The 24,191-nt window shown below is 73.2% G+C and carries 20 protein-coding genes; 8 read left to right on the top strand and 12 right to left on the bottom strand.

Translation table 11 applies throughout. The annotated features are described in order from the left end of the window. Positions 1-39 precede the first annotated feature (39 nt). The gene (locus AB0883_RS17665) at positions 40-1,002 is read left to right on the top strand and encodes a COX15/CtaA family protein (RefSeq protein WP_366642187.1); all 963 of its coding nucleotides are present in this window, start codon (positions 40-42) and stop codon (positions 1,000-1,002) included. Positions 1,003-1,130: 128 nt separating this feature from the next. On the opposite strand, the gene AB0883_RS17660 is transcribed toward AB0883_RS17665, so the two are convergent. The 3 genes from AB0883_RS17660 to AB0883_RS17650 form a co-directional block, all read right to left on the bottom strand. Further along, the gene (locus AB0883_RS17660) at positions 1,131-2,054 is read right to left on the bottom strand and encodes a hypothetical protein (RefSeq protein WP_366642186.1); all 924 of its coding nucleotides are present in this window, start codon (positions 2,052-2,054) and stop codon (positions 1,131-1,133) included. Between the two features lie 6 nt (positions 2,055-2,060). Continuing rightward, complete coding sequence (locus tag AB0883_RS17655) at positions 2,061-2,393, bottom strand: hypothetical protein (protein ID WP_366642184.1); 333 nt, start codon at positions 2,391-2,393, stop codon at positions 2,061-2,063. 334 nt (positions 2,394-2,727) lie between these two features. Then, a complete protein-coding gene (locus AB0883_RS17650) occupies positions 2,728-3,684 on the bottom strand; it encodes a heme o synthase (RefSeq protein WP_366642183.1) in 957 nt (318 codons plus the stop codon). Positions 3,685-3,948: 264 nt separating this feature from the next. Here AB0883_RS17650 and tkt point away from each other — a divergent pair, with 264 nt between their 5' ends. The 6 genes from tkt (at position 3,949) to pgl (ending at position 12,507) form a co-directional block, all read left to right on the top strand. Next, positions 3,949-6,087 carry a transketolase gene (tkt, locus tag AB0883_RS17645; protein WP_366642182.1) on the top strand — a complete coding sequence of 713 codons (2,139 nt, stop codon included), beginning with the start codon at positions 3,949-3,951 and terminating at the stop codon, positions 6,085-6,087. A 16-nt stretch (positions 6,088-6,103) separates the two neighbouring features. Beyond that, positions 6,104-7,282 carry a transaldolase gene (gene tal / locus AB0883_RS17640; RefSeq protein ID WP_366642181.1) on the top strand — a complete coding sequence of 393 codons (1,179 nt, stop codon included), beginning with the start codon at positions 6,104-6,106 and terminating at the stop codon, positions 7,280-7,282. A 76-nt stretch (positions 7,283-7,358) separates the two neighbouring features. Next, positions 7,359-9,008 (top strand): glucose-6-phosphate isomerase, encoded by a 1,650-nt coding sequence (locus tag AB0883_RS17635; protein ID WP_366642180.1) that lies wholly within the window; start codon positions 7,359-7,361, stop codon positions 9,006-9,008. A 2-nt stretch (positions 9,009-9,010) separates the two neighbouring features. Continuing rightward, on the top strand, positions 9,011-10,561 hold the full coding sequence (gene zwf, locus AB0883_RS17630; RefSeq protein ID WP_366642179.1) for a glucose-6-phosphate dehydrogenase: 1,551 nt from the start codon (positions 9,011-9,013) through the stop codon (positions 10,559-10,561). Positions 10,562-10,652: 91 nt separating this feature from the next. Next, entirely contained in the window at positions 10,653-11,669 is a 1,017-nt protein-coding gene (locus AB0883_RS17625) for a glucose-6-phosphate dehydrogenase assembly protein OpcA (protein ID WP_366642178.1), read from the top strand. A gap of 67 nt (positions 11,670-11,736) precedes the next feature. Further along, entirely contained in the window at positions 11,737-12,507 is a 771-nt protein-coding gene (gene pgl / locus AB0883_RS17620; protein ID WP_366642177.1) for a 6-phosphogluconolactonase, read from the top strand. A 75-nt stretch (positions 12,508-12,582) separates the two neighbouring features. Here the strand turns inward: pgl and AB0883_RS17615 are convergent, their stop codons facing one another. The 8 genes from AB0883_RS17615 to rapZ all read right to left on the bottom strand — a co-directional run bounded on the left by AB0883_RS17615 (position 12,583) and on the right by rapZ (position 19,780). Continuing rightward, positions 12,583-12,921: an RNA polymerase-binding protein RbpA gene (locus AB0883_RS17615; protein ID WP_366642176.1), complete on the bottom strand. Its 339-nt coding sequence runs from the start codon at positions 12,919-12,921 to the stop codon at positions 12,583-12,585. Between the two features lie 131 nt (positions 12,922-13,052). Beyond that, positions 13,053-13,316 carry a preprotein translocase subunit SecG gene (gene secG / locus AB0883_RS17610; protein WP_121400676.1) on the bottom strand — a complete coding sequence of 88 codons (264 nt, stop codon included), beginning with the start codon at positions 13,314-13,316 and terminating at the stop codon, positions 13,053-13,055. 95 nt (positions 13,317-13,411) lie between these two features. Next, on the bottom strand, positions 13,412-14,203 hold the full coding sequence (gene tpiA / locus AB0883_RS17605) for a triose-phosphate isomerase (protein WP_366642175.1): 792 nt from the start codon (positions 14,201-14,203) through the stop codon (positions 13,412-13,414). Continuing rightward, positions 14,203-15,402, bottom strand: a complete 1,200-nt coding sequence (locus AB0883_RS17600) for a phosphoglycerate kinase (RefSeq protein WP_366642174.1) — start codon at positions 15,400-15,402, stop codon at positions 14,203-14,205. The genes tpiA and AB0883_RS17600 overlap by 1 nt, the downstream gene beginning before the upstream one ends. 53 nt (positions 15,403-15,455) lie before the next feature. Next, a complete protein-coding gene (gene gap, locus AB0883_RS17595; protein ID WP_366642173.1) occupies positions 15,456-16,460 on the bottom strand; it encodes a type I glyceraldehyde-3-phosphate dehydrogenase in 1,005 nt (334 codons plus the stop codon). Positions 16,461-16,724: 264 nt separating this feature from the next. Continuing rightward, the gene (whiA, locus tag AB0883_RS17590; RefSeq protein WP_088999356.1) at positions 16,725-17,705 is read right to left on the bottom strand and encodes a DNA-binding protein WhiA; all 981 of its coding nucleotides are present in this window, start codon (positions 17,703-17,705) and stop codon (positions 16,725-16,727) included. Positions 17,706-17,759: 54 nt separating this feature from the next. Then, positions 17,760-18,896 (bottom strand): 2-phospho-L-lactate transferase CofD family protein, encoded by a 1,137-nt coding sequence (locus AB0883_RS17585; protein WP_366642172.1) that lies wholly within the window; start codon positions 18,894-18,896, stop codon positions 17,760-17,762. After that, entirely contained in the window at positions 18,893-19,780 is an 888-nt protein-coding gene (gene rapZ, locus AB0883_RS17580; RefSeq protein WP_151453375.1) for an RNase adapter RapZ, read from the bottom strand. Before rapZ ends, AB0883_RS17585 begins: the two co-directional genes overlap by 4 nt. Before the next feature lie 348 nt (positions 19,781-20,128). On the opposite strand from rapZ, the gene recQ reads away from it, so the two are divergent. Next, on the top strand, positions 20,129-21,967 hold the full coding sequence (gene recQ / locus AB0883_RS17575) for a DNA helicase RecQ (RefSeq protein ID WP_366642171.1): 1,839 nt from the start codon (positions 20,129-20,131) through the stop codon (positions 21,965-21,967). Positions 21,968-22,037: 70 nt separating this feature from the next. On the opposite strand, the gene uvrC is transcribed toward recQ, so the two are convergent. Next, positions 22,038-24,044, bottom strand: coding sequence for an excinuclease ABC subunit UvrC (gene uvrC / locus AB0883_RS17570; protein WP_366642170.1), 2,007 nt, complete (start codon positions 24,042-24,044; stop codon positions 22,038-22,040). Positions 24,045-24,191 lie beyond the last annotated feature (147 nt).

Genomic DNA, 24,191 nt, shown 5'->3' with positions numbered 1-24,191 from the left:
CACCGCACGGACGGAGTCACCCGATCGCGCTCCACTACGATGCGTAGGATTTGCGCCGTGAAGCGACCCGTCCGGTTCCCGGTCTCCACCACACTGCTGCGCCGTCTCGCGCTCGCCTCGATCATCGCGAACGTGGGCATCGTCGTCACCGGCGGGGCCGTCCGGCTCACCGCGTCCGGCCTCGGCTGCCCCACGTGGCCCCGGTGCACCGACGACTCGTACGTGGCGACCGCCGAGATGGGCATCAACGGGGCGATCGAGTTCGGCAACCGCCTGCTCACCTTCGCGGTCGGCGTCATCGCGCTGGCGGTGCTGGTGGCCGTGCTGCTGCACCGCCCCCGGCGCCGGGAGCTGATCCCGCTCGCGGTCGCCGTGCTCTTCGGCATCCCGGCCCAGGCGGTCGTCGGCGGCATCACCGTGCTCACCGACCTCAACCCGTGGGTGGTCGGCCTGCACTTCCTCGCCTCGATGCTGGTGATCGCCGCCGCGTACGCGCTGTGGCAGCGGATCAAGGACCCGGCGGGCCCGGCGGTGGCCGTCGTGCCGGCCCCGCTGCGGACCCTGGCCACGCTCACCACCGTGGTCAGCGCGACCGTGCTGGTGATCGGCACCTGGGTGACCGGCAGCGGTCCGCACGCGGGCGACCACGGCGCCGCCCGCAACGGGCTCGACCCGGAGACGATCTCCCAGGTGCACGCCGACAGCGTCTTCCTGCTGATCGGCCTGTCCGTGGCGCTGGTCTTCGCCTTCCGCGCGGTCGGCGCGCAGCGCGCGGCGCGGGCCGCCGTGGTGCTGGTCGCGGTCGAACTGGGCCAGGGCGTGATCGGCTTCGTGCAGTACTTCACGAACCTGCCGGCGCTGCTGGTGGGCGCGCACATGCTGGGGTCCTGCCTGGTGCTGCTGGCCACCCTCTCGGTGCAGTGGTCCACCCGCGAGCGCCGCCCGGTCGGGCCGACCCCGGCCCCGGACGCCGCCGACCGGGCCGTCCCGGTCGCCGCCTGACCGCGCCCCTCCCCGCCCCAGCGCGGGAACCCGTCCGCCACGGGAGCCCCGGGAACCGCAGCCGCCGTCGTCCCGCCGGTCCGGCGGCGCGGCCCCGACCCCCCGGACGTCGGCGGCCCGGGGGCCGGTCAGCCGGCGGCGCGGCCCAGCAGGGTCAGGATCGCGTCGGCCAGGCGGTCGGCGGCGCCATCGGCGTGGCCGAGGAACAGCGACGGCTCGGTGAGCTCCAGCTCCACCAGGACCGGCGCGCCGTCCGGGCCCGGGATCAGGTCCACCCGGGCGTAGAGCAGCCGTCCCGGCCCACCGGGCACCGCCGCGAGGGCCCTGGTCGCCACCGCCAGCTGTTCCGGGGTGGCGGTGCGGGCGGTGATCTCCTCGGGCCGGTACAGCCCGTCGACGCCGAGATCCGGGCCGGTCAGCATCGGGCCCTTGCGCACGGCGTGGCTGAACGCCGGGCCGTCCGACCCGGCCAGGAACATCAGCGCCGTCTCGCCGGCCGTGTCGACCGCGTCGAGGTACGGCTGCACCATGGCCAGCCGGCCCGCGTCCGACAACCGCCGCACGTGCGCCACGGCCAGTTCCCGGTGCTGCGGATCGGCCAGGTCGTAGCGGCCGGTGTCCCGGCTGCCCGCGCCGACGGCCGGCTTCACGACGTACTCGCCGCGGGCGGCCGGTGGTCGCCAGCTCTCCCCCGGCGCGACCCAGGACGTCGGCACGGTGGGCACCCCGGCCGCGGACAGCTCGGCCAGGTACCGCTTGTCGGTGTTCCAGCGCACCACGTCGGCCGGGTTGGCCAGGGCGGGCACCCGCGACGCCCAGGCGAGGAACTCGTCGCGGCGCAGCACGTAGTCCCACGGCGAGCGGAGCACCGCCAGGTCGTACGCCGGCCAGTCGGCGGAAGGGTCGGCCCAGTCCAGCGCCTCGGCGGTCACGCCGCGACGCGCCAGCGGTTCGAGCAGCAGCCGGTCGTCGGGGTCGAGGTCGGGCAGTTCGGCACAGGTGACGAGAGCGACCCGGGGTTCCCCCCGGGTCGGCTGGTGGTGATCGGTCAAGTTATGTCAACGGGCCATCGTGCGCCGGGCCATCGACCGCCAGAGGTCGTTGCTCGGACGCATCTGGTCCATCAGTTCACGCTCCCAGGCGTTCTCGACGGTGACTCCCGCCTTCGCGCAGGCCTGCCGCGCCACGACGGTGTCGTCGGCGAACTGGTCGCCCCACACCCCGTCCTCGCCCACGAGGACGATGCGCGCGCCACGCTTGCCGACGTACTCGATGACCGCCTTCGCCCCGCCGTGACCGGCGGCGAACGACTTGATGCCCGCGACCAGGCCCTGCGGGGCCTGCCCGGGGGTCTGCTCGGCCGTCAGCGTCGTATCGGAACCTTCTGCCATGACGGGAAGCGTAAGCAGACTTCCACCCGGGCGGGCGAGAACCATGAACCTTTTGTGATGCCAATTACCCGCAGGTTTAAGGAGAAGCACAGGCGATATGCCCGGCCTTGTCCGGACTTATCCCTTCAAAACTCCGCCCCAATCCGGGCCGGCCCGGGGCATCCGAGTGGTTCCGGACCCATACCGACGGCGTCACCGATGTGACAAGAAACCCGGACAAGCCATACACCATGATGATTTTCCGGTACGGCCTCCGGCCGCGCGGACCGGGTGGAGGCGCAGGCAGGGACCGGCTCGACGCGGCGGCCCGTCCGGATCGGCGGGCGCCGCCCGGTCAGATCAGCGCGTCGAGCGCGACGGCGGCGAAGAGGATGGTCAGGTAGGTCGTCGACCAGTGGAACAGCCGCATCGGCTTGACGGCCTGCCCCCGCGCCACCCGCCGGGCGAGCTTGTGCGCCTCCACCACGAAGATGGCGCCGACCACCACGGCGGGCACGCCGTAGATGAGGCTCATCCCCAGCGGCCACACGGCCAGCGAGGACGCCACGGTCAGCCAGGCGAAGCCGATGATCTCGGCGTTGACCCGCCGCGTGGAGGCCACCACCGGCAGCATCGGGATGCCGGCCCGGGCGTAGTCGTCCTTGTACTTCATCGCCAGCGGGTAGAAGTGCGGCATCTGCCAGAAGAAGACCACCGCGAACAGCGCCCACGCGGCCGGGGCGAGCGTCCCGGTCACCGCCGCCCAGCCGATCAGCACCGGCGCCGCCCCGCAGGCCCCGCCCCAGAACGTGTTGGCCGTCGTGGTCCGCTTCAGCCAGAGGGTGTAGACGACGTCGTAGTAGACGATCGCGGCCAGCGTGAGCCCGGCGGCCAGCAGGTTGGTGAACGCCGCCATCATCGCGACCGACACCGCCGCCAGCACCAGCCCGAAGATCAACGCGTTACGCGGCGTCACGGTGTGCGCCGGCAGCGGGCGACGCTTGGTGCGCCGCATCAGCTGGTCGATGTCCCGGTCGATGTAGCAGTTGATGACGCTGGCCGCGCCCGCGGCGAGCGATCCGCCGACCAGCACCACCGCCACCAGCCAGAGCGACGGCAGGCCGCCGTCCGCGAGCATCATCGCGGGCACCGTGGTGACGAGGAGCAGCTCCACGATCCGCGGCTTGGTCAGCGTCACGTAGGCCGCGACCACCGCGCGGACGTCCCGGCGGGCCACCGCCGACCCCTCCGCCGCAGTCCGCACCGGCTGCCCGGCAGAGTTGCTGACGGGGCGCTCGGTGATCATGCTCACGGATTGCCACCTTCCGGCGTCGGCAGGGGAGGTCGGATCGGCCGGACCCGACTGGGGCCACACGCCGCACCACAGACTACGCGTCGTCGTTTTGGCTGCCCGGGCGACCCGACAACGGTGCGGGCCGTCACACCGTCGTGGCGGGACCGCGACCCGCGCGGACCAGTACAGACCGGCATGCAGAGATCCCTGGGCGGACGTTTAGGACCGCTCGATAGGGTCATCACTGAGGGTTCCGCCCATCTGCCGAGGAGCACAACCATCGTGGCTGCCAACCGACCCGAGCACCCCGCACTCAACTGGTCCGACCTCGACCGCCGGGCCGTCGACACCGTCCGCGTGCTGGCCATGGACGCCGTGGAGAAATCCGGCAACGGCCACCCGGGCACCGCGATGAGCCTCGCGCCCGCGGCCTACCTGCTCTTCAACCGGGTCATGCGGCACAACCCGGCCGACCCGAACTGGCCCGGCCGGGACCGCTTCGTGCTCTCCGCGGGCCACTCCAGCCTCACCCTCTACATCCAGCTCTTCCTCTCCGGCTACCCGCTGGCCCTGCAGGACCTGGAGTCGCTGCGGCAGTGGGGCTCGCTGACCCCGGGGCACCCCGAGCACGGGCACACCCCCGGCGTGGAGACCACCACCGGGCCGCTCGGGCAGGGCCTCGGCAACGCGGTCGGCATGGCGATGGCCGCCCGCCGCGAGCGCGGCCTGTTCGACCCGGAGGCCGAGCCGGGCCGGTCGGTCTTCGACCACGACATCTGGTGCATCGTCTCCGACGGCGACATCGAGGAGGGCATCAGCCACGAGGCCAGCGCGCTCGCCGGGCACCAGCAGCTCGGCAACCTCACGGTGATCTACGACGACAACGAGATCTCCATCGAGGACGACACCCGGATCGCCAAGAGCGAGGACGTCGCGGCCCGCTACGAGGCGTACGGCTGGCACGTGCAGACCGTCGACTGGCGCGCCGGCGACGCCGACCAGGGCGACTACCACGAGGACGTCGAGGCCCTGCACCGGGCGCTGCTGGCGGCGAAGGCCGAGACCGGCCGCCCCTCCTTCATCGCGCTGCGTACCATCATCGGCTGGCCCGCGCCCAACAAGAAGAACACCGGCAAGATCCACGGTTCGGCGCTGGGCGCCGACGAGGTGGCCGCCACCAAGCAGCTCCTCGGCTTCGACCCGGCGCGGACGTTCGAGGTCGACGAGGAGGTGCTCGGGCACGCCCGCACGGTGATGGAGCGCGGCGCCCGGGCCCAGCAGGAGTGGACCACGGCGTTCGACGGCTGGGCGAAGGCCAACCCGGAGCGCCACGCCCTCTACGACCGGATGGCCGGGCGGATCCTGCCGAGCGGCTGGACCGAGGCGCTGCCGGAGTTCCCGGCCGACGCCAAGGGCATCGCCACCCGGGCCGCCTCCGGCAAGGTCCTGGAGGCGCTCGCCGGAGTGCTGCCGGAGCTGTGGGGCGGCTCGGCCGACCTGGCGGAGAGCAACAACACCACCATGAAGGGCGAGCCGTCGTTCGTCCCGGCCGTCCACGCCACCAAGGACTTCCCCGGCCACGAGTACGGCCGCACGCTGCACTTCGGCATCCGCGAGCACGCCATGGGCGCGATCCTCAACGGCATCGCCCTGCACGGTGGCACCCGCCCGTACGGCGGCACCTTCCTGGTCTTCAGCGACTACATGCGCCCGTCGGTGCGGCTCGCCGCGCTGATGAAGCTGCCGGTGGTCTACGTCTGGACGCACGACTCGATCGGCCTCGGCGAGGACGGCCCCACGCACCAGCCGGTGGAGCACCTGAGCGCGCTGCGCGCCATCCCCGGCCTGGACGTGGTCCGGCCGGCCGACGCCAACGAGACGGCCTGGGCCTGGCGGCAGGCCCTGGAGCACACCGACCGGCCGACCGCGCTCGCGCTGAGCCGGCAGGCGCTGCCGACGCTGGACCGGTCGGCCCTGGCCGGCGCCGAGGGCGTGGCGAAGGGCGGCTACGTGCTGGCCGAGGCGTCCAACGGCAAGCCGCAGGTGATCCTCATCGGCACCGGCTCCGAGGTGCAGCTCTGCCTGACCGCCCGCGACCGGCTGGAGGCCGACGGCACCCCGACCCGGGTCGTCTCGATGCCCTGCCAGGAGTGGTTCTTCGAGCAGGACGAGGCGTACCGGGAGTCGGTGCTGCCGCGCGGGGTAAAGGCACGGGTGAGCGTGGAGGCGGGCATCAGCATGTCCTGGCACGGCATCGTCGGCGACTGCGGCGAGAGCGTCAGCCTGGAGCACTACGGCGCGAGCGCGCCGCACTCCGTGCTCTTCGAGCAGTTCGGCTTCACGCCCGACCGGATCGTGGCCGCCGCGCACGCGGCGCTGACCCGGATGGGTGACATCACCGGTTTCACCACCGGCAACTGAGGGGAGCGTGGACGGTATGACGGACAGGCTGAGTGAACTCACCGCCGCAGGCGTGGCGGTCTGGCTCGACGACCTTTCCCGGGTACGGCTGTCCTCCGGCGGGCTGGACCAGCTCCGCCGGGAGAAGCACGTGGCCGGGGTGACCACCAACCCGACGATCTTCGCCAAGGCGCTGAGCGACGCCGACGAGTACGACTGGCAGCTGCGCGACCTCGCCACCCGTGGGGTGGAGGTCGAGGAGGCCGTGCGGATGCTCACCACCTACGACGTGCGGTGGGCGTGCGACGTGATGCGCCCGTCGTACGAGGGCAGCGCCGGGGTCGACGGCCGGGTCTCCATCGAGGTGGACCCCCGGCTGGCCCACGAGACCGACAAGACCGTCGCCGAGGCCAAGGCGCTGTGGTGGCTCGTCGACCGGCCGAACCTCTTCATCAAGATCCCGGCCACCGAGGCCGGGCTGCCGGCGATCACCGCCACCCTGGCGGAGGGGATCAGCGTCAACGTCACCCTGATCTTCGGGCTGGACCGCTACTCGCAGGTGATGGAGGCGTTCCTGGCCGGCCTGGAGCAGGCGAAGGCGAACGGGCACGACCTGTCGAAGATCGGGTCGGTCGCGTCGTTCTTCGTCTCCCGCGTCGACAGCGAGGTCGACAAGCGACTGCAGAAGCTCGGCTCCGACGATGCCAAGGCGCTGCGCGGCAAGGCCGCCGTCGCCAACGCCAAGCTGGCGTACGAGCGCTACGGCGAGGTGTTCTCCTCGGACCGCTGGCAGGCCCTCGCCGACGCCGGCGCCCACCCGCAGCGGCCGCTGTGGGCCTCCACCTCGACCAAGAACCCGGACTACCGGGACGTCATCTACGTGGAGGAGCTGATCGCCCCCGGCACGGTCAACACCATGCCGGAGCCGGTCGTGCACGCGTACGCCGACCACGGCGAGACCCGCGGCGACACCATCACCGGTTCGTACGACGAGGCCCGCAAGGTCTTCGCGGACCTGGAGTCGGTCGGGATCGACATGGCCGACGTCATCGAGACCCTGGAGCGCGAGGGCGTGGAGAAGTTCGAGACGAGCTGGCAGGAACTGCTCGACGGCGTCCGCAAGTCGCTGTCGGCCGCGGGCCGGGGCGCAGGCCACCCGGGCGACGCCGCGAAGGACAACGCGCAGGCCGCGCAGCAGGCGGGAGGAAACGCGTGAGCGAGCGTAGCGAGCGAACCATCAGGCTCAGCAGTGCGGCGCCTCGCGCCGCCGCCGAGCGGAGCGAGGTGGCGGCGTGAGTGATCTGCTCGCCGGGGCGGTCGAGGCCGCCGCCGGGCTCTCCGTGCACGGGGCCGACGCGGTCGACAGGTCGGCCCCCGCCTCCACCCGGGACGCGCTGGTGAGCGCCGGCACCCCGGGCAAGCTGGCCGCGAAGGACCCGACCCTGTGGGGTCCGGACGCCGAGGCCGAGGCGAAGATCCGCCTCGGCTGGGTGGACACCCACCTGCGCAGCCGGGAGCTGCTGCCCCAGCTGGCCGAGCTGAAGGCGGAGCTGGCCGACCTGGACCACGTGGTGCTCGCCGGGATGGGCGGCTCGTCGCTGGCCCCCGAGGTCATCGCCCGTACCCTCGGCAAGCAGCTCACGGTGCTCGACACGACCGACCCGGGGCAGGTCCGGGCGGCGCTGGCCGACCGGCTGGAGCGCACCGTGGTCGTGGTGGCCAGCAAGTCCGGTTCGACCGTCGAGACCGACAGCCACCGCCGGGCGTACTGGCAGGCGTTCCTCGACGCGGGGATGACCGAGGCGGAGGCCGGCCGGCACTTCGTCGTCGTCACCGACCCCGGCTCGCCGCTGGAGGCCACCGCCGCCGAGATGGGCGCCTTCACCGTGCTCGCCGACCCGAACGTGGGCGGCCGCTACTCGGCGCTGACCGCGTTCGGGCTGGTCCCGTCGGCGCTGGCCGGCGTCGAGGTGGCCGAGCTGCTCGACGAGGCCGACGAGCTGGCGCGGTCGCTGGGCGGGGACCGCGACAACCCGGGCCTGGCGCTCGGCGCGGCGCTCGGCGCGGCGGCCACCATGGGCCGGGACAAGGTCGCCCTGATCTCCGACGGCACCGGCATCGAGGGCCTCGGCGACTGGGCCGAGCAGCTGATCGCCGAGTCCACCGGCAAGGCCGGGGTCGGCATCCTGCCGGTCGTCGTGGAGTCGCCGCAGAGCCCCGGCGCCACCGGCGACGACGTGCTCACCGTGACCTACGGCGGCGCGCTGCCCGCCGGCGCGGTCCCCGGCGGCGGCGCCGACGCCGACGTGGCCGTCAACGGCCCGCTCGGCGCGCAGTTCCTCGCCTGGGAGTACGCCACCGCGATCGCCGGCGTGGTGCTCGGCATCGACCCGTTCAACCAGCCCAACGTCACCGAGTCCAAGGAGAACACGAACCGGATCCTCGCCTCCGGTCCGCCGACGGAGACGCCGTCGTTCACCGAGGGCGCGATCGAGGTGTACGCGCCGCAGGGCGCCCCGGGCGACCTGGCCGGCGTGCTCCGCCAGCTGGTCGACGCGACGGGCGACGACGGCTACCTCGCGGTGATGGCGTACCTCGACCGGTTCGCCGACGCCGACGCGGCCGGGCTGCGGCCGCTGCTGGCCGGTGCCGCCGGACGGCCGGTCACCTTCGGTTGGGGGCCGCGGTTCCTGCACTCCACCGGCCAGTACCACAAGGGCGGCCCGCAGGTCGGCAGCTACCTCCAGCTCACCGGCGCGGTCGCCGACGACCTGCCGGTGCCGGGCCGGCCGTACACCTTCGGGGAGTTGCAGGCGGCGCAGGCCGCCGGCGACCGGCAGGCCCTGGCCGAGCGGAAGCGCCCGCTGGTCCGGCTGCACCTGACCGACCGGTCGGCGGGCGTGGCCCAGCTGCTCGATGTGGCCGGGGCGTTGCGGGCGTGACGATGGGGACCATGGATGACGCGGAGCGAGGAGGCGGCGTGAACCCGCTGCGCGACCCGCAGGACCGCCGGCTGCCGAGGATCCCGGAGCCGTGCGCTCTGGTGATCTTCGGCGTCACCGGTGACCTGGCCCGCAAGAAGCTCCTGCCGGCCGTGTACGACCTGGCGAACCGGGGGCTGCTGCCCCCGGGCTTCGCCGTGCTCGGCTTCGCCCGCCGGGACTGGGGCGACGGGGACTTCGAGTCGCTCGCCCACGAGGCCGCCAAGAAGCACGCCCGCACCCCCTGGCGGGAGGAGGTGTGGGCGCGGCTGGTGGGCAACATCAAGTTCGTCGGCGGCTCGTTCGACGACGACGCCGCGTTCGACCACCTCTCCGAGATGCTGGACGAGCTGCGCCAGACGCACGGGATCCCGGGCAACGCCGCCTTCTACTTCTCCATCCCCCCGGCGGCGTTCCCCGTGGTCCTCAAGCAGCTGGCCCGCACCGGGATGGCCGACAACGCCAAGTCTGGCGGCTGGCGCCGGGTGGTGGTGGAGAAGCCCTTCGGGCACGACCTGCCCTCGGCGAAGGCGCTCAACGACCTGGTCGACGACGTCTTCACCCGCAAGGACGTCTTCCGCATCGACCACTACCTGGGCAAGGAGACCGTCCAGAACATCCTCGCCCTGCGGTTCGCCAACAACCTGTTCGAGCCGCTGTGGAACTCCAAGTACGTCGACTCGGTGCAGATCACCATGGCCGAGGACGTCGGCATCGGCACCCGCGCCGGCTTCTACGACTCGGCCGGCGCGGCCCGTGACGTGTTCCAGAACCACCTGCTCCAGCTGTTGGCGCTGGTGGCGATGGAGGAGCCGACGAGCTTCGACGCCGACGAGATCCGCACGGAGAAGCTCAAGGTGCTCCGGGCGATCACCCTGCCGAAGGACGTGGCCGAGGGCACCGTACGCGGCCAGTACCTGCCCGGCTGGGTGGGCGGCCAGCGTGCGGTCGGGTACCTGGAGGAGGAGGGCGTCCCGGAGGACTCGACCACGGAGACCTACGTGGCCGTCCGGCTCGGCATCCAGAACCGCCGCTGGGCGGAGGTGCCGTTCTACATCCGGGCCGGCAAGCGGCTGCCGCGGCGGGTCACCGAGGTCGCCATCATGTTCAAGCGGGCGCCGCACCTGCCGTTCAACGAAGCCGACATGGAGTCGCTGGGCAACAACCAGCTCGTGATCCGGGTGCAGCCGGACGAGGGCGTCGTGCTCAAGTTCGGCTCCAAGGTGCCCGGCACCACGATGGAGGTCCGCGACATCGCGATGGACTTCCAGTACGGCGAGGCGTTCACCGAGGCCAGCCCCGAGGCGTACGAGCGGCTCGTGCTGGACGTGCTGATCGGCGACCGCACCCTCTTCCCGGACGCCGCCGAGGTCGAGCAGAGCTGGCAGGTGGTGGACCCGCTGGAGCACGCGTGGGCGGGCACCAGACCGGAGCCGTACCGGGCCGGCGAGTGGGGCCCCCGGGCCGCCGACGAGATGCTGGCCCGCGAGGGCCGGGCATGGCGGCGGGCGTGAACGCGAGGAGTGAGCCGGTTCTGCGAGCCCCGCAGTCGCGAACGAAGGCAGGTGCCGTGAGCAGCCGCAGCGAGCAGACCAGGAGGCTCCATTGATCGGCCTGTGGGACACCACCGGCAACGAGGTGGTCAAGGCGCTGGCCGCCGAGCGGCGCAGCGCCGGCGGGGTGGCCAGCGGCATGGCGCTCACCCTGATCGTGGTGGTGGATGAGAAGCGGGTCCGCGAGGCGGAGGCGGCGGCGACCATAGCCGCCGCCGCCCACCCCTGCCGGCTGCTGGTGGTGGTCCGCACCGACGTGGAGCGCGAACGCAACCGGCTGGACGCGGAGATCGTCGTCGGCGGCCGGCTCGGCCCGTGCGAGGCGGTGGTCACCCGGATGTACGGGCGGCTGGCCCTGCACGCCGAATCGGTGGTGATGCCGCTGCTGGTGCCGGACGTGCCGGTCGTGACGTGGTGGCACGGCGAGCCGCCGGCCGAGATCGCCACGGACTTCCTCGGCGTGGTGGCCGACCGGCGGATCACCGACTGCGCGCAGGCCGCCGACCCGATCGAGGCGCTGCGCCAGCGGGCCCGGGACTACGCTCCCGGCGACACGGACCTGGCGTGGACCCGGATCACCCCTTGGCGCACGCTCGTGGCGGGGGCGTTCGACACCACCCAGGCCAGGGTGACCGAGGCGACCGTGGTGGCCCCGCCGACCGACCCGACCGCCGCCCTGATGCAGGGCTGGCTGGCCGCGCGGCTGGGCATCGAGCCGGTGTGGGAGCACACCGACGCGTCGCCCCGGATGCGGGAGGTGCAGCTGCGCTGCGCCAACGGCGACACGCTGACGCTGTCCCGGGACGACAGCGTGGCGACGTTCCGGCGTACCGGCCAGGAGGACCGGCAGCTGCCGCTCGTCCGCCGGCCGCTGGGCGACGAACTGGCCGAGGAGCTGCGCCGGCTCGACGCCGACCAGGTGTACGCGGAGGCGCTGGGCACGGCGGCCGGGCTGGCCGACCTCGACCAGCGCCCGCCGCAGCGGGTGCACGTCTGGAAGGACCCGGCCACGGCCCAGCGGGCCGAGGCGGGGGTCACCGCGCACGTGGGAACGAGCGCCGAGCACTGAGCGCCCGACTGTCCGGGGCACCACGGAGGACCGGCCACGCGGCGGCCGGAGAAACGAAGGCACACAGATGAGTGAGGCGAGTGTCGCCGTCCACGCCGACGCCGACCTGCTGGCCCAGGCGGTGGCCGCCCGGTTGGTGGTCAAGCTGCTCGACGCGCAGGCCGAGCGGGGCCAGGCGTCGGTGGTGCTGACCGGCGGGCGGATCGCCGCGGCGGTGCACCGGGCGGTGGCCGCGCTGCCGGCCCGGGACGCCGTGGACTGGTCCCGGGTCGACGTCTGGTGGGGCGACGAGCGGTTCCTGCCCGCCGGCGACCCGGAGCGCAACGAGACCCAGGCCCGGGCCACGCTGCTGGACGCGGTGCCGCTCGACCCGGCCCGGGTCCACCCGATGCCGGCCTCCGACGGTCCGGCCGGGCCCGACCCGGAGGAGGCGGCGGCCCGCTACGCCGAGGAGCTGGCCCGCTCGGCGCGTCCGGGGCACGCCGCGCTCCCCCACTTCGACGTGCTGATGCTGGGCGTCGGCGAGGACGGGCACGTCGCCTCGGTCTTCCCCGAGCATCCGGTGCACCACGACAGCCGGCCGGTCAGCGCGGTGCGGGGCAGCCCGAAGCCCCCGCCGGTGCGGACCACGCTGACCCTTCCGACGATCAACACGGCCGAGGAGGTCTGGCTGGTGGCCAGCGGGTCCGACAAGGCCCGGGCGGTCGGCATGGCGCTGGCCGGGGCGGGGCCGGTGCAACTGCCGGCGGCCGGCGTGCAGGGCACCGGTCGTACCCTCTGGCTGCTGGACCGGGCGGCGGCGGCCGACGTCCCGGCCCGCCTGCGCAGTCTGCGCTGACGTGACAGGGGCCCCTCGTCGACGGCGACCGTCGACGAGGGGCCCCTTGCTGTCCGCCGTGGGCGGGAACGCCGCCTAACCGGCGGGACGGCCACGCCGGCGGCGCAGGTCGGCGAGGGCCTCGGCCAGGATGGCCTCCCCCTCCGCCGCGGTGCGCCGCTCCTTCACGTACGCCAGGTGGGTCTTGTAGGGCTCGGGCCGGGCGCGGCCCGGCGGGTTCTGCGCGTCCCGGCCGGCGGGAAGGCCGCAACGCGGGCAGTCCCACAACTCCGGCACCTCGACCTCGGCGGCGAGCCGGATCTCGTTGCGGTGGTCGTTGCGGCACCAGTAGGTGACCGTCCGGCACGGGGCCGGCTGGTGGCGTTCGGGCGCGGATCCGACCCGGGTGCCCGGGATGACGTTGCCGATGGGCACGGCTGCTCGCTCCTGTCGTCGGAGGGGAACCGCCGCGGAGGGGGCGGCGGGCGACGCGGTGCAGCGGGTGGAACGAACTGCGCGCGGCCCGTCGTCGACGGGCCGCGCGCAGATTGTACGACTTGGCGGGCTCAGACCGTGCCGCTGGCCATCTGGAGGCGGAGCCAGAGCCCCAGCCCGACGATGCAGGCGAACCAGACGATGCCCACCAGGACGGTGTAGCGGTCGAGGTTCTTCTCCGCCACGGAGGAACCGGCGAGGCTGGAGCTGACGCCACCGCCGAACATGCTCGACAGACCGCCGCCCTTACCGCGGTGCAGCAGGATCAGCATCGTCAGCAGGATGCTCGTGATGACCAGCAACACGATCAACGTGTATGCGAACCAGATCGGCATGGCTGGGGTCAGTCCTCTCGTTACGATCCTCGCCCGGGCAGATCGGGCACGGTGGCACCGACCGACGGACGGGCGGAGTCAAGGATAGCGAGCGATCAGCGGGAGATGTGCTCCGGGAACCGGCAGATCTTCGCGAACTCCTCGGCGTCCAGGCTCGCGCCGCCCACGAGCGCCCCGTCGACGTCCGGCTGGGCCATGATCGCCGCGACGTTCGAGGACTTGACCGACCCGCCGTAGAGGACCCGGACCTTGTCGGCGGTGTCCTGACCGAAGGACTCGGCCAGGCGCTGACGGACCGCGCCGCACACCTCCTGGGCGTCCTCCGGGGTGGCCGTCTTGCCCGTGCCGATCGCCCAGACCGGCTCGTACGCCACCACGACCTTCTGCACCTGCTCGGCGGTGAGCCCTTTCAGGGCGCCGTCGAGCTGGTCGCTGCAGTGCGCCACGTGGGTGCCCTTGTCCCGCACGTCCAGCCCCTCCCCCACGCAGAGGATCGGGGTGAGCCCGTGGGTCAGCGCCGCCTGCACCTTGGCGTTGACGATCGCGTCGTCCTCGTGGTGGTAGGCCCGTCGCTCCGAGTGCCCGATCACCACGTAGGTGCAGCCGAGCTTCGCCAGCATCGGGCCGGAGATGTCCCCGGTGTAGGCCCCCGACGCGTGCGGCGAGAGGTCCTGCGCGCCGTAGCCGATGAGCAGCTTGTCGCCGTCGACGGCGGTCTGCACCGTACGCAGGTCGGTGAACGGCGGCAGGACCACCGTCTCGACGTCGGTGAGCTGCTTCTCGGTGAGGCTGGCCGCCAGCTTCTGCACCAGCAGGTTGGCCTCGAGGTGGTTGCAGTTCATCTTCCAGTTGCCGGCCATCAGGGGCCGGCGGGTGACGCTCGCCATCAGTTCTCCAGGGCCGCGATGCCGGGGAGGGTCTTGCCCTCCAGGTATTCCAGGGAGGCGCCACCGCCGGTGGAGATGTGCCCGAAGGACGACTCGTCCAGCCCGAGCGCCCGTACGGCGGCGGCGGAGTCACCGCCACCGACGACGGTGAACGCGTCGGTCTTCGCGATCGTCTCGGCGATCCCGCGGGTGCCGTGGGCGAACGCCGGCATCTCGAACACGCCCATCGGGCCGTTCCAGAAGATCGTCCGCGCGCCCTTGAGGGCGGCGGCGAACCCGGCGACCGTCTCCGGCCCGATGTCGAGCCCGACCCGCTTGCTGGGGATGCCGTCGGCCGGCACGGTGTCGTGCGCGGCGTCCGGGGCGAACGCGTCCGCGGCCACCACGTCGACCGGGAGCATGATCTTGCCCTCGGAGCGCTCCAACAGGTTGCGGCAGGTCTCGACCATCTCCTCCTCCAGCAGCGAGGAGCCCACCTCGTGGCCCTGCGCCTTGAGGAAGGTGAAGCACATGCCGCCGCCGATGAGCAGCCGGTCGACCGACGGCAGCAGCGCCTCGATCACCGCCAGCTTGTCGGAGACCTTCGAGCCGCCGAGCACCACCACGTACGGGCGCTCCGGCTCGCCGGTCAGCCGGGACAGGACCTCCACCTCGCGCAGCACCAGCCGGCCGGCGACGTGCGGCAGCCGGGCCGGCACGTCGTGCACGCTGGCGTGCTTGCGGTGCACCGCGCCGAACGCGTCGTCGACGTAGGCGTCGCCGAACGCGGCGAGCTGGTCGGCGAAGGCGCCCCGCTCGGCGTCGTCCTTGCTGGTCTCACCGGCGTTGAAGCGCAGGTTCTCCAGCAGCGCGACCTCGCCGTCGGCGAGCGCGTCCACGGTGGAGCGGGCGGACTCGCCCACGGTGTCGGTGGCGAAGTGCACCCGCGCGCCGAGCAGCTCACCGAGGCGCCCGGCGACCGGGTTGAGGCTGAACTGCGGGTCCGGGGCGCCCTTCGGGCGGCCCAGGTGCGAGCAGACGACCACCTTGGCGCCGGCTCCGGTGAGCGCGCTCAGCGTGGGCAGCACGGCCCGGATGCGGCCGTCATCGGTGATGTCACCGGACTGCTTGTCGAGCGGGACGTTCAGGTCGGCGCGCACCAGCACGCGCCGACCCGACACCCCCTCGGCGAGCAGGTCGTCGAGGGTACGGATGCTCACTTAGGCCAGGCCTCCGTTCGTGACTGCGGGGCTCGCAGGCTCACTCCTCGCACTCACAGGGACTGGCCGACCAGCTTGACCAGGTCGACCAGGCGGTTCGAGTAGCCCCACTCGTTGTCGTACCAGCCGACGACCTTGACCTGGTTGCCGACGACCTTGGTCAGCGGCGCGTCGAAGATGCACGACGCCGGGTCGGTGACGATGTCCGAGGAGACGATCGGGTCCTCGTTGTAGACCAGGATGCCCTTGAGCGGGCCGTCGGCGGCGGCCTTCAGCGCGGCGTTGACCTCGTCCACCGTGGTCTCACGGTTGACGTCGACCGTGAGGTCGGTGGCCGAGCCGGTCGGGATCGGCACCCGCAGCGCGTAGCCGTCCAGCTTGCCCTTCAGCTCCGGCAGCACCAGGCCGATCGCCTTCGCCGCGCCGGTCGAGGTCGGCACGATGTTCAGCGCGGCGGCGCGGGCCCGACGCAGGTCCTTGTGCGGCGCGTCCTGGAGGTTCTGGTCCTGGGTGTACGCGTGGATCGTCGTCATCAGGCCGTGCTGGATGCCGAACGTGTCGTGCAGGACCTTCGCCATGGGCGCGAGGCAGTTGGTGGTGCAGGAGGCGTTCGAGATGATGGTGTGCTTGGCCGGGTCGTACTGGTCGTGGTTGACGCCCATGACGACCGTGACGTCCTCGTTCTTCGCCGGGGCGGAGATGATGACCTTCTTGGCCCCGCCGTCGACGTGCGCCTTCGCCTTGGTGGCGTCGGTGAAGAAGCCGGTGGACTCGATGACCACGTCCGCGCCGACCTCGCCCCACGGCAGCTTCGCCGGGTCCTTCTCGGCGAACGCCTTGATGGTCTTGCCGCCCACGGTGATCTCGTCGGCGGTGGCCTTCACCTCGTGCGGCAGGCGGCCCAGGATGCTGTCGTACTTGAGCAGGTGGGCGAGCGTCGCGTTGTCGGTCAGGTCGTTGACCGCCACGACCTCGACGTCAGCGCCGGATGCCAGCACTGCCCGGAAGAAGTTGCGGCCGATCCGGCCGAAGCCGTTGATGCCAACCCGGATGGTCACAGGTCCCATCTCCTTGCGTTCTGGTCCGCCGGCGTAAGACCCGGGCCGGCGGAGGTGTGTGCGCCGACCGTTGGAGCCGGCCGTTGACGGTTCATCTCGGCCACCCCGCCGCGGTCTCGAAGGACCTGACCGCCCGAGGCGGTGTGCACGGCGAGGAGTGCCTGTGCCGGCCCCCTTGCCGTACGCAGCGACCTTATCCGAGCGTGCGACGCAGTGCAGCGCCGGGTGGTGGTCCCACCGGCACCGCCGACCCGCACCGTCCTATCAGACCACGAGCATGTCGGGCGTGACGGCTGCTTCCGTATCCGGGATGCCCAGGTCCCGGGCCCGCTTGTCGGCCAGCGCCAGCAGCCGGCGGATCCGGCCGGCGATGGCGTCCTTGGTCAACGGCGGGTCGGCCAGCGCGCCCAGCTCCTCCAACGAGGCCTGCCGGTGCTCCAGGCGCAGCCGGCCGGCGGAGGTGAGGTGGTTGGGCGCGTCCTCGGCGAGGATCTCCAGCGCCCGGGTCACCCGGGCGGCGGCGGCGACCGCGGCCCGCGCCGAGCGGCGCAGGTTGGCGTCGTCGAAGTTGGCCAGCCGGTTCGCCGTGGCCCGCACCTCGCGGCGCACCCGCCGCTCCTCCCAGGCCAGCACGCTGGAGTGGGCGCCGATCCGGGTGAGCAGCGCGGCGATCGCGTCGCCGTCCTTGACCACCACCCGGTCCACGCCGCGCACCTCACGGTTCTTGGCGGTGATGCCGATCCGGCGGGCCGCGCCCACCAGGGCCAGCGCGGACTCCGGGCCGGGGCAGGTGATCTCCAGCGCGCTGGAGCGGCCCGGCTCGGTCAGCGAGCCGTGCGCCATGAACGCGCCGCGCCAGGCCGACACCGCGCAGCAGACGTTCGCGGCGACGACGTGCGGCGGCAGCCCCCGCACCGGGCGTCCCCGCACGTCGAGCAGCCCGGTCTGCCGCGCGAGGGCCTCACCGTCCTTGACCACCCGCACGATGAAGTGGCTGCCCTTGCGCAGGCCACCGGACGCGAGCACGTGGATCTCACTCGGATAGCCGTAGACCTCCGCGATCTCCCGTCGCAGCCGTCGGGCCACCGCCCCCGTGTCGAGTTCGGCCTCCACCACGACCCGACCGGAGACGATGTGCAGCCCGCCGGCGAAGCGCAGCAGCGCCGCCATCTCCGCCCTCCGGCAGCAGGGCTTGGGCACGTCGACCCGACTCAGCTCGTCCTTGACCGCAGCCGTCATCGCCATTGTGCGTCCCCTCACGGACCTGTTCCGGCGTGTCGCCGGAGATTACGTACGTGTCTAACGATCGGCGCCCAGGACAGGCACCAGTGCGGCGCCCAGGGCGGCCGGATCATGACGGGGAGTGCCGTCGGTGACCGCGACGGGAGCGAGGACCAGGCGGGCACCCAGCGATTCTGCCGCACGTTCGACCGGTTCGGGGTCACCCGCCGCCTTGGAATCGGCGACCACACGGTCGACCCTCAGCTCCGGCAGGTACGCGCGCAGCGCGGCCAGGTGGTCGGCCTGGGAGAGCCCGGAGGTCTCCTTCTCGGCGGCGAGGTTCAGCGTGACGAGCCGCCGCGCCGGGCTGGCGACGATCGCGGCGGCGAGCTGCGGCACCAGCAGGTGCGGCAGCACGCTCGTGTACCAGCTGCCCGGCCCGAAGATCAGCCAGTCGGCCGCGCCGATCGCGGCGACCGCCTGCGGGCAGGCCTCCGGCGCGGCCGGGGTGAGCCGCAACGACTCCACCCGGCCGGTGGTCACCGCGACCTGGTGCTGGCCCGTGATCGTGCGCACCTCGTCCGGCCGGCGCGGGTCGGCGCCGCGTACCCGCGCCTCGATCCCCACCGGCTCGCACGACATCGGCAGCACCCGGCCGACCGAGCCGAGCATCGCGCCGGCGTGTTCCAGGGCGGCCACCGGGTCGCCGAGCAGCTCCATCAGCCCGCAGAGCACCAGGTTGCCCACCGCGTGCCCGGCCAGCCCGCCGGCGCCGTCACCCGCCCGCCCGGCCGCACCGGCACCCGCCCGTCCTCCGGCGACCCCGCCGGCCGTCCCTCCGGCGACCCCGGCCGGCTGCGGGCCGGAAGGGGCCCGTCCGGTACCGGAGACCGGAAGGCGTCCCGCCGACAGGTCCCCGGCGGGAGCCGGGCCGTCGGCGGGCGGCGGCACCTCGGCGAAGCGGTGCTGGAAGAGCTTGGCACTGCGCCGGGTGGCCGGGTGGTCCCCCGCCAGCGCGACCAGCGCCTGCCGCAGGTCGCCCGGGGGCAGGCCGCCCCGCTCGGCCCGCAGCCGGCCGCTGGAGCCGCCGTCGTCGCCGACGGTGACGACCGCCGTGATGTCGAGGTCCAGCTCGGGGGCGCAGCGGCGCAGGGCACGCAGCGAGGCGGACAGGCCGTGCCCGCCGCCGAAGGCGACCACGCGCGTCGCCGTCACTCGCGCCCCAGGTCGCGGTGCTGGGCGTTGGCGGCCAGGCCGGAGTGGCGCAGCCGGGCGGCCAGCTCCTCGGCGATGGCCACGCTGCGGTGCTTGCCGCCGGTGCAGCCGACCGCCACGGTCAGGTAGCGCTTGCCCTCCCGCTCGAAGCCGACGGTGGTGGCGTTGACCAGGTCGGCGTACGACCCGACGAAGGCGTCCGCGCCCTCCTGCCCCAGCACATACGAGCTGACCGCCTCCTCCCGGCCGGTGTGCTCGCGCAGCTCCGGCACCCAGTACGGGTTGGGCAGGAACCGGGCGTCGAGCACGAAGTCGGCGTCCGGCGGCAGGCCGTACTTGAAGCCGAAGGAGAGCACGGTGACGCGCAGCCGGCGGGCGTCCTCGCCCCCGAAGAGCTCCTCGACGCGGCGGCGCAGCTGGTTGACGTTCAGATGGCTGGTGTCGATGATCACGTCGGCCTGGTCGCGGGCCTCCTCCAGCAGGCCGCGCTCGACGGCGATGCCGTCGGCGAGCCGCCCGTCGCCCTGCAACGGATGCGAGCGCCGGACGCTCTCGAAGCGCCGGATCAGCACCTCGTCGTCGGCGTCGACGAAGACCACCCGGGGCGAGAAGCCGCGCTCCTTCAGCTCCCGGATCGCCCCCGCCAGGTCGGTGGAGAAGGCGCGCGAGCGCACGTCCAGCACCATCGCCGTACGCCGGGCCGCCCCGCCCGCCTTGAACGCCAGCTCGGCCATGTCGAGCATGAGCGCCTGCGGCAGGTTGTCCACCACGTAGAACCCGACGTTCTCCAGCGCCCTCGCCACCGTGCTGCGGCCGCCGCCGGAGAGCCCGGTGACCACCACCAGGGTCGTGTCCGACTCCGCCGGTGTCTGCTGCCCGGTCACTGTCGTGCCCCGTTCCTCGGCCGTACGCGCCTCGCTCACCCACTACCCCCAAGCCGTGGCGCCACGGCCGGCACCCCCGGCCGCGCGTGGTCAATCAGCGACTCTATCCCGCACCCCCCGCACGTTGCCGGCACGTCCCGGGCCGCCGTGGCGGCGACCGCCCGGCGCGGCCCCCGGCTGGTCCGCGGGGCACCCGGTCGGCGACCGGGGTGGCGCCCGCCTCCGGCGGCACCGGCGGGCGGCGGGCGTCCCGTCCTCGCCCCGGTCGCCGTACCGCCGGATCGTCCCCCGGCGCGACCCGCCCGCTCGGGTCCGCCGGCTGTCGGAGGAGGTTCGTAGAATCCCCGGATGGCTTCCCCCACCGACCTGCGCTCCGCCGACGCCCTGGAGGTGCTGCGCCGGGTCTTCGGCTACGACGCCTTCCGCGGCTTCCAGCAGGAGGTGATCGACCACGTGGTGGCCGGCGGCGACGCGCTGGTGCTGATGCCGACCGGCGGCGGCAAGTCGCTGTGCTACCAGATCCCCGCGCTGGTCCGCGACGGCGTGGCGGTGGTCGTCTCCCCGCTGATCGCGCTCATGCAGGACCAGGTCGACGCGCTGACGGCGGTCGGCGTCCGGGCCGGCTTCCTCAACTCGACCCAGGATCTCGACGCCCGCCGGGTGGTGGAACGGGCCTTCGTCGGCGGCGAGCTGGACCTGCTCTACCTCGCCCCGGAGGCGTTGGGCACCCGCGGGGTGCAGCAGCTGCTCGACCGGGGCCGGATCGCCCTGTTCGCCATCGACGAGGCGCACTGCGTGTCGCAGTGGGGGCACGACTTCCGCCCCGACTACCTCGCCCTGTCGATGCTGCACGAGCGCTGGCCCGACGTGCCCCGCATCGCGCTCACCGCCACCGCGACCAGCGCGACCCGCGACGAGATCGCGACCCGGCTCAAGCTCACCGACGCCCGGCACTTCGTGGCCAGCTTCGACCGGCCCAACATCCAGTACCGGATCGTGCCCAAGCGCGAGCCGCGCAAGCAGCTGCTGAGCCTGCTGCGCGACGAGCACCCCGGCGACGCGGGCATCGTCTACTGCCTGTCGCGCGCCTCGGTGGAGAAGACGGCGGAGTTCCTCACCGCCAACGGCGTCGCCGCGCTGCCCTACCACGCCGGCCTGGACGCGGCGACCCGCGCGCGCAACCAGCAGCGCTTCCTGCGCGAGGACGGCCTGGTGATGGTGGCGACCATCGCGTTCGGCATGGGCATCGACAAGCCCGACGTCCGCTTCGTCGCCCACCTGGACCTGCCGAAGTCGGTCGAGGGCTACTACCAGGAGACCGGTCGCGCCGGGCGCGACGGGCTGCCGTCGACCGCCTGGCTGGCGTACGGGCTCCAGGACGTGGTGCAGCAGCGCAAGATGATCGAGACTTCCGACGGGGACCTCGCCCACCGGCGCAACCTCGCCGCCCACCTCGACGCGATGCTCGCCCTCTGCGAGACGGTCCGCTGCCGGCGCGGCCAACTGCTCGACTACTTCGGCGAGAAGGCGGCCGCCGCCTGCGGCAACTGCGACACCTGCCTCAGCCCGCCGGAGTCCTGGGACGGCACCGTCGCGGCGCAGAAGCTGCTCTCCACGGTCTTCCGGCTCGACCGGGAACGCAACCAGCGCTTCGGCGCGGGGCACTGCGTCGACATCCTGCTCGGCCGCACGACCGACAAGGTCACCCAGTACGGCCACGACTCGCTGACCGTCTTCGGCATCGGCACCGAGCTGCGCGAGGCCGAGTGGCGCGGCGTGGTGCGGCAGCTGCTGGCCGAGGGCCTGCTGGCCGTCGAGGGCGACTACGGCACGCTGGCCCTCACCGAGGCCAGCGCCGAGGTGCTGGGCCGTCGCCGCACGGTCATGATGCGCCGCGAGCCGGAGAAGGTCGCCTCCTCGCGGGCGGCCAAGCCGCGCGGGGCGGCCACCGTCGTCGCCGAACTCTCCCCCACCGCCGCCGGGGTCTTCGAGCGGTTGCGGGCCTGGCGGGGAGCCACCGCCAAGGAGCAGGGCGTCCCGGCGTACGTGGTCTTCCACGACGCCACGCTGCGGCAGATCGCCACCGACGCGCCCACGTCGCTGGCCGAGCTGTCCGCGGTCAGCGGCGTCGGCGAGAACAAGCTCGCGAAGTACGGCGAGCAGATCCTGGCCGTCCTGGCCGAGTGACTGCCCGGCCGGCCGCGCCACCCGGCCAGGCGTCGGCGCGCGGGCCGACGCGCCGCCGACGGCGGCGTGGTCACTCCCCGGCCGGGGTCTTCGCCTCGCCGCCCAGCGCGGCGAGGATCGCCTCGGCGGTGCGCCGGCCCACGCCGGGCACCTCGGTGATCTCCTCCACGGTGGCCGCGGAGAGCCGCTTGAGCGAGCCGAAGTGCCGCAGCAGCGCCTTGCGCCGCACCTCCCCGAGGCCGGGCACCCTGTCCAGCGCCGACTCGGTCATCCGCTTGGAGCGCCGCTGCCGGTGGAAGGTGATGGCAAAGCGGTGCGCCTCGTCGCGCACCCGTTGCAGCAGGTAGAGCCCCTCGGAGGTGCGCGGCAGGATGACCGGGAACTCGTCGTCGGGCAGCCAGACCTCCTCCAGCCGCTTGGCCAGGCCGCAGAGCGCCACGTCGTCGACGCCCAGCTCCGCCAGGGCCTGCGCCGCCGCCGCGACCTGCGGCGCGCCGCCGTCGACCACCACCAGCTGTGGCGGGTACGCGAACCTGCGCGGGCGCCCGGTGGTCGGGTCGATCAGGGTGCCGACGGTGCGCTCGTCGGACCCGCCGGGCTGGTGGGGCTCGCTCGGCGCGGGCTGCCCGGCCGGGGCGACGGGATCGTCGGCCGGCTCGACACCCGCCTCGCCGGTCTCGGCGCGGGCGTCGAGGTAGCGGGCGAAGCGGCGGCGCAGCACCTCGGACATGGCGGAGAGGTCGTCGGTGGCGCCCCGGATGATGAAGCGCCGGTATTCGCTCTTGCGGGGCAGCCCGTCCTCGAAGACGACCATGCTCGCCACCACGTCGGTGCCCTGCATCTGGGAGATGTCGAAACACTCGATGCGCAGCGGCGAGGTGCGCATGTCGAGCGCCTCGGTGATCTCGTCGAGCGCCTTGCTGCGGGTGGTCAGGTCGCCGGCCCGGCGCAGCTTGTGCCGGGCGAGGGCGTCCTTGGCGTTGCGCTCGACGGTCTCCAGCAGGGACCGCTTGTCGCCGCGCTGCGGCACCCGCAGGCTCACCCGGCTGCCCCGGTGACCGGAGAGCCAGTCGGCCAGCGCGTCGGCGTCGGCGGGCAGCGCCGGCACGAGCAGCTCGCGGGGCACGTCGGCCTCGCCCTGCTCGCCGCCGTAGACCTGGGTGCAGAAGTGGTGCACCAGGTCGCCCGTGCTCAGCTCCTCGGTCTTCTCCACCACCCAGCCGCGCTGACCACGGACCCGGCCGTCGCGCACGTGGAAGACCTGGACGGCCGCTTCGAGGGGGTCGTCGGCGAACGCGACCACGTCGGCGTCGGTGCCGTCGCCGAGCACGACGGTCTGCTTCTCCATCGCCCGGCGCAGCGCGGCCACGTCGTCGCGCAACCGGGCCGCCCGCTCGAACTCCAACTGCTCGCTGGCCTCGGTCATCTCCCGTTCGAGCCGGCGCACCATCGTGTCGGTGCGGCCACCCATGAAGTCGCAGAAACCGTCGACGATCTCCCGGTGCCGCTCGGGGGTGACGCTGCCGACGCAGGGGGCCGCGCACTTGCCGATGTAACCCAGCAGACAGGGGCGGCCCACCTGGCCGGCGCGCTTGAACACCCCGGCCGAGCAGGTGCGCGCGGGAAAGACCCGCAGCAGCAGGTCGAGCGTCTCGCGGATCGCCCAGGCGTGCGAGTAGGGCCCGAAGTAGCGCACCCCCTTGCGCTTGGCGCCCCGCATCACCTGCAACCGGGGGAACTCCTCGTCCAGGGTGACCGCGAGGTAGGGGTAGGACTTGTCGTCGCGGTAGCGGACGTTGAAACGCGGGTCGTACTGCTTGATCCACGTGTATTCGAGCTGGAGCGCCTCGACCTCGGTGCCGACGGTGACCCAGTCCACCGACTCGGCGGTGGTGACCATCTGCTGGGTGCGCTGGTGCAGGCCCCACAGGTCGGCGAAGTAGGAGTTGAGCCGGCTGCGCAGGTTCTTCGCCTTGCCGACGTAGATCACCCGGCCGGTGCCGTCGCGGAACCGGTAGACCCCCGGTGACTCCGGGATGGTGCCGGGCGCGGGACGGTAGGTCGAGGGGTCAGCCACGGCAGCAAGCGTAGTCCGCTCCCCCGACAGCTCCCGGGACGGCGCGTCCCCGCCCGGCCCGCCCGCCGTGCCACGCCCCGGTCGTGCCGGCCGTCCCGGGCCGGGGGGCGAACCTCCGGCGGCCCGAAACTGCGGTGCCGCCGGAAA

The organism is Micromonospora sp. NPDC047812, assembly GCF_040704175.1.
Lineage (GTDB): Bacteria > Actinomycetota > Actinomycetes > Mycobacteriales > Micromonosporaceae > Micromonospora.
The sequence above is the reverse complement of the archived record's forward strand: the minus strand, read 5'-3'. Positions and strand labels throughout refer to the sequence as shown.

Excerpts from the sequence above, each read along its gene's own strand:
- AB0883_RS17665 (WP_366642187.1), top strand. The coding sequence starts at position 40 with ATGCGTAGGATTTGCGCCGTGAAGCGACCCGTCCGGTTCCCGGTCTCC.
- AB0883_RS17655 (WP_366642184.1), bottom strand. The coding sequence starts at position 2,393 with ATGGCAGAAGGTTCCGATACGACGCTGACGGCCGAGCAGACCCCCGGG.
- tal (WP_366642181.1), top strand. The coding sequence starts at position 6,104 with ATGACGGACAGGCTGAGTGAACTCACCGCCGCAGGCGTGGCGGTCTGG.
- zwf (WP_366642179.1), top strand. The coding sequence starts at position 9,011 with ATGGGGACCATGGATGACGCGGAGCGAGGAGGCGGCGTGAACCCGCTG.
- pgl (WP_366642177.1), top strand. The coding sequence starts at position 11,737 with ATGAGTGAGGCGAGTGTCGCCGTCCACGCCGACGCCGACCTGCTGGCC.
- secG (WP_121400676.1), bottom strand. The coding sequence starts at position 13,316 with ATGCCGATCTGGTTCGCATACACGTTGATCGTGTTGCTGGTCATCACG.
- tpiA (WP_366642175.1), bottom strand. The coding sequence starts at position 14,203 with ATGGCGAGCGTCACCCGCCGGCCCCTGATGGCCGGCAACTGGAAGATG.
- whiA (WP_088999356.1), bottom strand. The coding sequence starts at position 17,705 with ATGGCGATGACGGCTGCGGTCAAGGACGAGCTGAGTCGGGTCGACGTG.
- recQ (WP_366642171.1), top strand. The coding sequence starts at position 20,129 with ATGGCTTCCCCCACCGACCTGCGCTCCGCCGACGCCCTGGAGGTGCTG.